At 73.2% G+C, this 8,454-nt stretch carries 8 protein-coding genes and 1 pseudogene; 2 read left to right on the forward strand and 7 right to left on the reverse strand.

From position 1 onward, the window contains the following. Positions 1 to 308 precede the first annotated feature (308 nt). Together D0D15_RS34700 and D0D15_RS34705 are read right to left on the reverse strand one after the other, a co-directional pair. Positions 309 to 686 carry a hypothetical protein gene (locus tag D0D15_RS34700; protein ID WP_094008156.1) on the reverse strand — a complete coding sequence of 126 codons (378 nt, stop codon included), beginning with the start codon at positions 684 to 686 and terminating at the stop codon, positions 309 to 311. Next, the gene (locus D0D15_RS34705) at positions 683 to 1,561 is read right to left on the reverse strand and encodes a hypothetical protein (RefSeq protein WP_094008157.1); all 879 of its coding nucleotides are present in this window, start codon (positions 1,559 to 1,561) and stop codon (positions 683 to 685) included. Before D0D15_RS34705 ends, D0D15_RS34700 begins: the two co-directional genes overlap by 4 nt. Positions 1,562 to 1,974: 413 nt before the next feature. Between D0D15_RS34705 and D0D15_RS34715 the strand changes: the two genes are divergently transcribed. Continuing rightward, the gene (locus D0D15_RS34715; RefSeq protein ID WP_094008159.1) at positions 1,975 to 2,790 is read left to right on the forward strand and encodes an MBL fold metallo-hydrolase; all 816 of its coding nucleotides are present in this window, start codon (positions 1,975 to 1,977) and stop codon (positions 2,788 to 2,790) included. On the opposite strand, the gene D0D15_RS34720 is transcribed toward D0D15_RS34715, so the two are convergent. The 5 genes from D0D15_RS34720 to D0D15_RS34740 are packed head-to-tail and all read right to left on the reverse strand — an operon-like array spanning position 2,787 to position 8,232. Beyond that, positions 2,787 to 3,815, reverse strand: a complete 1,029-nt coding sequence (locus D0D15_RS34720) for an acyl-CoA dehydrogenase family protein (protein ID WP_233157473.1) — start codon at positions 3,813 to 3,815, stop codon at positions 2,787 to 2,789. The genes D0D15_RS34715 and D0D15_RS34720 overlap by 4 nt on opposite strands. Continuing rightward, positions 3,812 to 4,735 (reverse strand): acyl-CoA dehydrogenase family protein, encoded by a 924-nt coding sequence (locus D0D15_RS34725; RefSeq protein ID WP_115945063.1) that lies wholly within the window; start codon positions 4,733 to 4,735, stop codon positions 3,812 to 3,814. Before D0D15_RS34725 ends, D0D15_RS34720 begins: the two co-directional genes overlap by 4 nt. After that, positions 4,732 to 5,862, reverse strand: a complete 1,131-nt coding sequence (locus D0D15_RS34730) for an acyl-CoA dehydrogenase family protein (RefSeq protein WP_094008161.1) — start codon at positions 5,860 to 5,862, stop codon at positions 4,732 to 4,734. The genes D0D15_RS34725 and D0D15_RS34730 overlap by 4 nt, the downstream gene beginning before the upstream one ends. Next, entirely contained in the window at positions 5,863 to 6,708 is an 846-nt protein-coding gene (locus tag D0D15_RS34735) for an enoyl-CoA hydratase (protein WP_094008162.1), read from the reverse strand. It lies immediately after the preceding gene. Between the two features lie 9 nt (positions 6,709 to 6,717). After that, positions 6,718 to 8,232 carry a FadD3 family acyl-CoA ligase gene (locus tag D0D15_RS34740; RefSeq protein WP_115945064.1) on the reverse strand — a complete coding sequence of 505 codons (1,515 nt, stop codon included), beginning with the start codon at positions 8,230 to 8,232 and terminating at the stop codon, positions 6,718 to 6,720. Positions 8,233 to 8,315: 83 nt separating this feature from the next. Between D0D15_RS34740 and D0D15_RS37455 the strand changes: the two are divergent. Beyond that, a pseudogene (locus D0D15_RS37455) lies at positions 8,316 to 8,454 on the forward strand (acyl-CoA dehydrogenase); the annotation flags it as partial.

Below are 8,454 nucleotides of genomic sequence, written 5' to 3' on the forward strand. Positions count from 1 at the left end.
GGCCCGATGCCGTCGCCGGGGTCGTCGCGGTCGGCGGCGGGGGGGTGAGCGACACCGCGGGCTGGCGGCGATTCGGTGACCTCCGCGGCGGCCAGGGCGGTGGCCTGCTGCGCTTTCGCGGCCCCTGGCCGCGGTGATGGCCGGAGCGGCTACCAGCGCCGCAGGATCGGCCCGATGCCGTCGCCGGGGTCGTCGCGGTCGTCGGCGGGAAGGGCGGTCCGGCGGGCCGGCTCGGTGACCTCCGCGGCGGCCAGGGCGGTGGCCTGCTGCGCTTTCGCGGCCCCCGGCCGCGGTGATGGCCGGAGCGGCTACCAGCGCCGCAGGATCGGCCCGATGCCGTCGCCGGGGTCGTCGGCGGGAGGGGCGGGCCGGCGGGCCGGCTCGGTGACCTCCGCGGCGGCCAGGGCGGCGATCTGCGCTTCCGTGGTCTCCCCGGCCGCGGTGATGGCCGCCTGCTGCTGGTCGGCGGGCAGGGCGTGCCAGTCGTCCACGGCCTGGTGCAGGGAGGCGACTGTCCGCTCGTCGAGGTAGGCGGAGTACAGCAGGTCCTGCGGCTGCGCGCGGCCGGCCACCACGTCGCGGGCGAAGTCGGCGATGTCCCCCTCGCCCCGGGCGAGCAGTGTCATCCAGTTCCGCAGCGCGGCGCGGCCCTGCTCGGTGCGCCACGGCGAGAGGTGACCGTTCATCGCACCCCCGGGTGGCGGTACGGCTCACCGGGCCACGCCTGCGCGGCGATCTCGCCGTTGCCCGCCACCATCTCGGCGATCGACTGGACGGTGTGGGCCAGGGCGTTGAGCGCGTCGACGGCGGTGCCCAGGGCCGTCGCGTCGGTCATGATCCCCGCGATCGCCTGCCGGATGGACTCGCCGTCGGCGAGGCCGATGATTCCCATCAGGACGGCCTTGGCGCGGCTGCCGATCTTCAGCACGGCGCCGAGGCCGGAGTCGAGCAACGCTTCCAGCGCGATGTCGAGCGCGAGCATGGCGTCGTAGGCCGCGCGGGCGAAGTTCTTGATCTTCCAGCTCGCCTCGGTGCAGAACCGCGCGTGCGCGGCGCAGGCGTAGGAGTAGTCGGTCAGCCAGGCGCGGGCGGCTTCCCCGGCGTGCCCGGTCCACAGTTCCTGGATGCCGTAGCGGCCGCGGTCGATGTTCTGCTTGATCTTGCCGAACGCGAGGCCGGTGTCCTCGAACACCATGCCCTGCCGCAGCAGCGCGTCCCAGTCGCCGGCGACCAGTTTCTGCACGACCGTCAGCAGGTCGATGCCGATCAGCTTCGCCAGCAGGCCCCGCACGGAGCCGCTGACCGAGGCCGCGCCGAAGATCTTGTCCGAGATCTTCTGCAGCTCGATGTTCCAGCCGCCGTAGGCGTCCTCGGACGGGTTGTCCGGCCCGGTGTACTCCAGTTCCGGATGGCGGGGGTCGCGGGAGGCGTCGTCGAAGTCGGTGAAGGTGGCCGCGGTCTCGGGCGCGGCGACGTCGTCGGCGTCGATCCGCTCGGACAGCGCGTCCGGGTAGGTGCGGTCGAGGGCCGCGGCCGCCCGGCGGTCGGTCGAGGCGTACATCTTGGCCGCCGCGACCAGGGTGGCGTCGTAGGCGTGGGCCAGGGCGGCCGCGCGGCCGGCGTTGGCGACCCCGAGCGCCTGCCACCGGTCCAGCGGGGCGGCCAGTTTCCCGAGCAGCCCCTCGCCCAGTTCGTTCGGACCGCCGGTCGCCGCGGCGGCGTACAGCTGAGCGGCGTGCCCGGCTCGCCCGGCCAGCCGGGCGAGCTTGGTGATGGCCGCCGGATCGGCCCTGAACTCGTCGATGATGACCGCCTCCCCCGCCGCGCCGTCGAAGCAGACGCAGCATAACCCGGCTCGCCCGCGACCGACGGTGACCGAGCGGCCCGATTTGCCGGAACGGGTATTTCGGCCTTATCGCCGGGTGCCTCGCGCGGCCTACCGTGTCCGGCACGAGCGGAAGAAGGGCGGATGCCATGGAGATCAACCGGATCGGGCGCGAGGTGAGCGTCCTGAGCGACCAGGCCGAGGTGCCCGGCATCGGCTTCCTCCCGGTCAACGCGTTCGTCCTGCACGGCGCCGAACCGGTCGTCGTCGACACCGGGCTGAGCCTGCCCGGCCGCGGCTTCCTGGACGCCCTGGGGACGGTGATCGATCCCGCGGACGTGCGGTGGATCTGGCTGACCCACCCGGACCGGGACCACACCGGCGCGCTGTTCGACCTGCTCGAGCTGGCGCCGCGGGCCCGCTTGGTCACCACCTACCTCGCGATGGGCATCATGTCGACCGAGCGGCCGCTGCCGGTCGACCGGGTGTTCCTGCTCAACCCCGGCCAGTCGCTGGACGCGGGCGGCCGCCGCCTGACCGGGTTCCGGCCGCCGCTGTTCGACAGCCCGGCGACGGTCGGTTTCTTCGACCACAGCAACGGGGTGTGCGTCAGCTCGGACTGCTTCGGCGCCCCGATGCCCACCCCGGAACTCGCCACCTGCGACGACGTGGCGAACGCCCCCGCGGAGGCGCTGCACGCCGGCCAGCTGCTGTGGGCCACGGTGGACAGCCCGTGGGTGCACAACGTCGACCGGGACCGGTACCTGGCGACGATGGCGCCGCTGCGGGAGTTCGACCCGGCGGTCATCCTGAGCACCCACCTGCCCCCGGCGCCGGGGCGCGCGGCGGAGTTCCTCGACCGGGCCGCCACGGCTCCGGATGCCGACCCGTTCGTCGGCCCGGACCAAGCCGCGCTGGAGGAACTGCTGGCGACCTTCGAACCGGCGCCGCCCGTGGTCACCTAACCGAAGAGCAGCGCGCTGCCGTGCGCGCGTTTGAAGTACAGGTGCGCGTCGTGTTCCCAGGTGATCGCTATTCCGCCGTGCAGCTGGATCATCTCGGCGGCGGCGTGCTGGAACGCCTCCGAGCACACCAGGCGCGCTGTCGCCGCGTCCGCCTCCAGGTCGTCGCCGGTCAGGGCGCCGTACAACGCCGACCGGGCGGCTTCCACGTGCACGTGCACGTCGGCCATACGGTGCTTGAGCGCCTGGAAACCCCCGATCGGACGGCCGAACTGGCGCCGCTGCTTGGTGTACTCGACGGTCAGCTCCAGCGCCCTGGCCGCGGCCCCGACCTGCTCGGCCGCCAGCGCCACGACCGCGAGCGCACGCAGCCGCCCGAGGTCGAATCCACCGGTGTCCAGCCGTCGCGCCGGGGCGGCCTCAAGCGAGACGACCGCCAGCCGCCGCGCCGGGTCGAGGGTGGTCACGGGCTCCCGGCGGGCGTCCGCCGGGGCGACCTCGAACAGGCCCGGGCCCTCCGGCGTGCGCGCCACCACGAGCAGGACGTCCGCGAGGTCGCCGTCGAGCACGTAGTGCGCCCGGCCGTCGACGCGCCCGTCCGCGAAGACGCACGCCGGGGACCACCGTCCGTCCTCACCGGACCAGGCCAGCGCGGCCACGCTGCTCCCCGCGGCGATGCCGGGCAGCAACCGCCGGCACGCCTCGTCGTCGCCGGTCAGCAGCAGCGCCTGCCCGCACAGCACCGCCGAGCCGAGCATCGGGGCCGGGGTCAGCGTGCGCCCCAGCTCCTCCAGCACCACGCACGCCTCGGCGAGCGTCGCGCCGGCACCGTCGTACTCCTCGGGGATCGCCAGGGCCGCGACGCCGATCTGCTCGCACAACGTCGACCACAGCTTGTCGTCGTACCCGAGCGGGGACGCCATCGCGGCGCGCACCGCCGCCGGCCCCGACCGCCGCGCCAGCAACGTCCGCACGGACTCCCGCAGCGCCCGCGCCTCTTCCGTCCACATCGGATCGACCCGGTTCATGGCGTCAGCACCCGCTCGCGGTGGAACCCGCCGTCGCCCCACGCGCCGATCAGGGCACGCACCTTGGTCAGCCGCAGCCCGAGGTCGTGTTCGGCGGTGTAGCCGATGGCGCCGTGGACCTGCAACGCGGTGCGGGCGGCCAGGTAGGCGGCGCCGCCGGCCTTGACCTTCGCGGCCGAGACGTCCCGCGGGCTCAGGGTCACCGCGGCGCCGTGCACCAGGGGCCGGGCCAGTTCGAGGTGGGTGGCGACGTCGGCCAGCAGGTGCTTGACCGCCTGGTACTCGCCGATCAGCCGCCCGTACTGGCTGCGTTGCTTCGCGTAGGCGACCGCCTCGGCCAGCAGCCACTGCCCGGCGCCGAGCAGCTGCGCGGCCACCGCGAGAACGCCCAGGTCGAAGGCCCGGCCGCCGGTCGCCGGCGCGGACGTGCCGAGCCGGAACAACCGCCGGACCGGATCCACCGACTGCACGAATTCCCCGTGCCCGGCCGGTGTGGCGGTGCCCGCGCCGAGATCCACCACCAGGCCGGCGATGTCGGCGTCGAGCGCCAGCGGCACGTGTGGCGGGGCGAGCACCGTGGCGAAGACCTCCCCCGCCGCCAGGGCGGGCCACCACGACCCGGCCACCTCGACGGCGGGCGCGACAGCGGCCGTCTCGACGAGCGGGCCGGGCACGGCGTGGTAGCCCAGGGCCTCGAAGGCCACCACCAGGTCCACCGGTGAAGCGCCGAGCCCGCCGTGGCCTTCGTCGATCAGCAGCGCCGGCACGCCCAGTTCGGCCAGGCCACGCAGCACCTTGAACCCGGGTTCGTGCCGTCCCTGCGCCCACGCCCGGGCCGCGCCCACCGGGTCGGCGCCGGTGAGGAAGTCGTGCAGACTCGCGGCGAAGTCCTGCTGCTCCGCCGACAACGCGAACCTCATCGGCGGGCCTCCCTGGGCAGTTTCAGCAGCCGTTCGGCGATGGTGTTGCGCTGGATCTGGTCGGTGCCGCCGTAGATCGGGCCGGCGAGGGAGAACAGGTAGCCGTCCACCCACGCGGGGTCGGTCTCACCGTACGGGCCGAGGAGGTCCAGCGCAGTCTCGTGCAGGGCGACGTCCAGGTGCGACCAGAACAGCTTGTTCACACTGGACTCCGGCCCCAGCTCCCCGCCCTCGGCCAGCCGGGACACGGTGCCGAACGTGTAGAGCTGGTAGGCCCGCGCCCCGATCCAGGCGTCGGCCACCCGGTCCCGCGCCGCGGCCGGTTCCCCCTCCGCACGCCACAAATCCACGAGCCGGCCGGCGGCGGCGAGGAACCGGCCGGGGCTGCGCAACGACAGGCCGCGTTCGTTGTTGGCGGTGGTCATCGCGACCCGCCAGCCCTGCCCCGGCTCGCCGATCACGTCCTCATCCGGCACGAACACCCGGTCCAGGAAGATTTCGGCGAACCCCGGCTCCAGGTCCAGCTGCGGGATGGGCCGCACCGTCACGCCCTCGGCGCGCAGGTCGAACATGAAGTACGTCAGCCCGCGATGCCGCTGCTCCGCCGGATCGGTCCGGAACAGCCCGAACGCGCGATCGGCGAACGCGGCCCGGGAGCTCCAGGTTTTCTGCCCGGACAGCAACCAGCCGCCGTCGGTGCGCACCGCGCTGCTGCGCAACGCCGCGATGTCCGACCCGGCCTCGGGCTCGGACCACGCCTGCGCCCACACCTGCTCACCCCGCGCCATCGCGGGCAGGATCCGGTCCCGCTGCTCGGCCGTCCCGTGCGCGAACAGCGTCGGCCCGAGCATGAAGATCCCGTTCTGGCTGACGCGTCCGGGTGCGCCCGCGGCGTAGTACTCCTCCTCGAACAACACCCACTGCAACAGCGACGCGTCCCGGCCGCCATACTCGCGCGGCCACGACACGACCGACAACCGCGCGTCGGCCAGCTGAGCCTCCCACTCGCGGTGCGCCGCGAAGCCTTCCGCGGTATCCATGGACGGGAGCGTGGGCACGTGCTCGGCCAGCCACTCCCGCACCTCGTCGCGGAACGCCGCCGACTCGGGATCGATGTCCAGGTCCACTCACGCCCCCTTGTTCGCGTCCCGCATCGAGCGCGCGTCCTGCCCGCCCAGCGAATCCGTCGAAGTCTCCGCGTTGTGCGCGTGGGCGAAGTGGTGCAGCCCGAACACCGAGTCCATTCCGGACCGCAGCCCCATCAGGTCCTCGGCCTGGTTGACCGCCTTCTTCGCCAGCGCCAGACCGAACTGCGGCATCTCCGCGATCTTGTCCGCCAGCTCCAGAGTGCGCTGCGCCAGCTCCGTCCGCGGCACGACCCGGTTGACCATTCCCCATTCCCTCGCCTGCTGCACGCTGAACCGCTCCCCGGTGAACAGCACCTCCTTCGCCGCCCGCGGCCCCAGCACCCACGGGTGCGCGAAGTACTCCACCCCCGGAATGCCCATGCGCACCACGGGATCGGCGAAGAACGCGTCGTCGGAGGCCACGATCAGGTCGCAGATCCAGGCCAGCATCAGCCCGCCCGCGATGCACGCCCCCTGCACCGAAGCGATCATCGGTTTCGGGATCTCCCGCCAGCGGCGGCACATCCCCAGGTACACCTCGGACTCCCGGGCGAACCGCTGATCCCCGCCCTCCCTTGTGGTGTGGTCCCACCACATCACCGCGCGCCGCTCGAACGACTGGTCCACGTCCCGGCCGGGCGTGCCGATGTCGTGGCCCGCGGAGAAGTGCTTGCCCTCCCCGGCCAGCACGATCACCTTCACCTCGGCGTCGTTCACCGCCCGGGTGAACGCGTCGTCCAGCGCGTAGGTCACCGCCGAGTTCTGCGCGTTGCGGTACTCGGGGCGGTTCATCGTCACCAGCGCCACCGCGCCCCGGCGCTCGTAGCGGACCACCGGTTCACTCATGCCTGCTCCTCACCTCAGCTGCCGCTTCAGCACCTTGCCGGAAGCGTTGCGGGGCAGCTCGCCGACGAACTCGACGAGCCGCGGGACCTTGTAGTTGGCCAGCCGCTCCCGGCAGAACCCGATCACCTGCTCGGCGGTCAGCCCGTCGCCGACGACGAACGCCTTGCCGACCTCGCCCAGGCGCTCGTCCGGCGCCCCGACCACGGCGACGTCGCGCACGCCGGCCAGCTCGGTGAGGGCGTGCTCGACCTCGGCCGGGTAGACGTTGAACCCGCCGCAGATGTACATGTCCTTGAGCCGGCCGGTGATGGTCAGGTTGCCGCCGTCGTCGAGCACGCCGACGTCGCCGGTGCGCAGCCAGCCCTGCTCGTCGATCGCCTGCGCGGTCGCCTCGGGGTCGTCCAGGTAGCCGAGCATGACGTTGGGCCCGCGGACGACGACCTCCGCGCCGCGGATCGCCACCTCGAACCCGGCGGTCGCGCGCCCGGACGTGCTCGCGACCAGCTCGGCGTCGTCGCCGGGCCGGCACATGGTCACCACCACCGCCTCGGTGAGCCCGTAGGCGGTCAGCACGGTCTCGAACCCCAGCTCGGCGCGCATCCGACGGACCAGCGACGCGGGCACGGTCGCCGCGCCGGTGACGGCGAGCCGCAGCGACGAGGTGTCACCGCGGTCGGGCTCCTGGAGCAGTGACTGGAAGATCGTCGGCGCGCCGGGCAGCACGGAGATCCGCTCGCGTTCGATCACCCCGAGCGTGGTCCGCACGTCGAAGACCGCCTGGGGCACGATCGTGGCCCCGGTCAGCAGGCACACCACGATCCCGGCCTTGTAGCCGAAACTGTGGAAGAACGGGTTGATCACCAGGTACCGGTCGTCGGCGGTGACGCGGCCGCACTCCGCCCACGCGGCGGCCACGTCGACCACCTGCCGGTGCGCGGACAGCACACCCTTCGAGCGCCCGGTGGTGCCGGAGGTGAACAGGATGTCGCTGACGTCGTCCGGCCGGACGGCGTCCGCGCGGACTTCGGCGTCGGCTACGGGCACCTGCTCGGCGAGCGCGAGGAACTCGTCCCAGCCGAGGGTGCCTTCGACCGGGCGGTGCGGTTGTTCGAGCGGGACGCGGACGACGGTGCCGAGGTCCGGCAGGGCGGCGCCGGTCGCCCGGATCGCGGCGTGCCGGTCGGCGCCGAGGAAGTCGGCCGCGACGACCAGCGCCTTGGCCCGGCTGCGGGCCAGCAGGTCCACGGTCTCGGCGGCGGTGAACCGGGTGTTGACCGGCACCAGCACCGCGCCCGCGTACAGCGCGCCCAGCGCCGACAGCACCCAGTGGTGGGTGTTCGGGAGGTTGATCGCGACCCGGTCACCGGGTCCGATCCCGCGGGCCAGGAACGCCCGGGCCACGGTCTGAACACGTTCCAGAAGCTGCCCGAAATCCAGCCGCACGCCGCCGTCGACCAGCGCCTCGGACGTGCCGAACTTCGCGGCGGCATCGCGGACGACGGCCGGGATCGTGGTCTGTCCCACCGCACCCTCCCCTGGACCGAGAAACTAGAACGTGTTCTCATTACCCTAGGTGGCCCGGAGGCCTGGCAGCAAGGAGGCGTGCGTTGGAGCTGACGCGGTTCCGCCGTGAGGTCGCGGACTGGCTGGCGGACAACCTGACCGGTGAGTTCGCGCGGCTGCGTGGGCTGGGCGGGCCGGGGCGCGAGCACGAGGCGTTCGAGCTGCGGCTGGCGTGGGAGCGGC

This window comes from Amycolatopsis thermalba, from assembly GCF_003385215.1.
GTDB classification, from domain to species: domain Bacteria; phylum Actinomycetota; class Actinomycetes; order Mycobacteriales; family Pseudonocardiaceae; genus Amycolatopsis_E; species Amycolatopsis_E thermalba.